Annotated in this window: 3 protein-coding genes; all 3 read left to right on the top strand. The window is 71.7% G+C overall.

What is annotated here, in order from left to right; all coding sequences use genetic code 11:
• On the top strand, positions 1–244 hold a 244-nt coding region (locus AB0M20_RS43815; protein ID WP_364307443.1), incomplete at its 5' end, for a hypothetical protein.
• A 98-nt stretch (positions 245–342) separates the two neighbouring features.
• Entirely contained in the window at positions 343–588 is a 246-nt protein-coding gene (locus AB0M20_RS43810; RefSeq protein WP_364307441.1) for a hypothetical protein, read from the top strand.
• Positions 589–985: 397 nt separating this feature from the next.
• A partial coding sequence (locus AB0M20_RS43805) for a replication initiator (protein ID WP_364307439.1) occupies positions 986–1,352 on the top strand: 367 nt, incomplete at its 3' end.

The raw sequence follows: 1,352 nt of genomic DNA, 5'->3' as shown, positions 1-1,352 counted from the left end.
GGAGCCTGCACAGCTGCCCCTGCCCTACGCCGTCGACCCGGCTTTGCTGGCTAAGGCCCGCGAGACCGCCCGGCAGTACCGCACCGAGCACGGCACCGCGATCACCGCTGGACAACTCGCCGCCCGCCTGCGGGTGAACTCCGACCAAGCAGCCCAAGCCCTGGCCGTCCTGGACCTCGGACCGGACAGCCCCACCACGACAATCCCGACCGTCAACGGCCGCCCCATCAAGGCGACCCGGTGACCGTCTCCACGTTGAGCGTCGTACCCGAAGCCCCTGCTTCGGGTACGGCCCCCAGCGTCGAGCCGACCCCGACCTCACCATCTCGGAAAGAGCACCTGATGGGCCGCACGTTCGCCGACACCCTCTGCGCCGCCCTCGGCTGCCCGGCACCAGCGGTCGTCGTCTACGAAGCCGGGCCGGTCGGCAACCCCGACCGCATCGCGTCCGCCTGCCGCCGCCACCGCCCGGCCGTCCGGGCCTGGGTCACCGACGCCGGCCGGGTCCGCCGTACCCCGCTCACCGCACCCGCCCCGGCTGGCGCATGCAGCGTCGAGCCGACCCCCATCTGCGGGGGTGCCCGATGAGCCGTGTCACCGTCGACCTCGTCCACGTCATGCACACCTGCCCGGCTTCGCCAGTACCGCACACCATCGACACCCGGCGCACAGTTGTCGCTGTCGAGCCCGGCGGGGCGTGCCAGCAACCTCGGACCGTCAGCTCCGGTTCCGCAGGCGTGGTGGTCGATTGCCGCCGTGTTGCTCCGGTGGCCGGGCAATGCCCGGCGTGCCGGACACATATCGTCATCCGCAACGAGACCTTTGTGGAGGGTGCCGCTAGACATTCCTGCCCACCCGTTGCGGCGGAACGCGCGGCGTATCCCTGCCGGGTGTGCGGTGAGCTTGTCATCGCGGCACTCGCCGACTACGGCGCGCACCTGCTCTGCCGCCGCTGGCGCACCTGGCGGACCGGGCGGGCCGGGCGATGACAGCACGTCTGGCCGAGCTGGCCCGCTCCACCGATGTGCGGCTGCAAGCCGTCGCCCGCGCCGCCCGCCCCGACTACGAAGCCTGGCTGTCGCACGTCAAGGCGGCGTCGGCGTGCACGCGGCCGGTCCGGCTGGCCGGAACCATGCTCACCATCGACCTCGCCGCCCGGCGCATCCTCGACGAACGGCACACTGCCGACATGCCGGACGGGGTCATCTACAAACCCTGCGGCAACCGCCGCGAATCGGTCTGCCCATCCTGCTCCGAACGGTACAAGCGCGACGCCTACCAAATCGTTCGGGCCGGACTCGTCGGCGGCAAGGGCATCCCCGAGCAGGTCGCGCACCACCCGGCGGTATTCC

The sequence above is a fragment of the Actinoplanes sp. NPDC051633 genome, assembly GCF_040681735.1.
Classification (GTDB): Bacteria; Actinomycetota; Actinomycetes; order Mycobacteriales; family Micromonosporaceae; genus Actinoplanes.
Note: the sequence above shows the minus strand (reverse complement) of the source record. Positions and strands in the feature narration are given on the sequence as shown.

What these genes read in the sequence shown, in the direction of transcription:
- AB0M20_RS43810 (WP_364307441.1), top strand. Translation starts at nt 343, where the DNA reads ATGGGCCGCACGTTCGCCGACACCCTCTGCGCCGCCCTCGGCTGCCCG.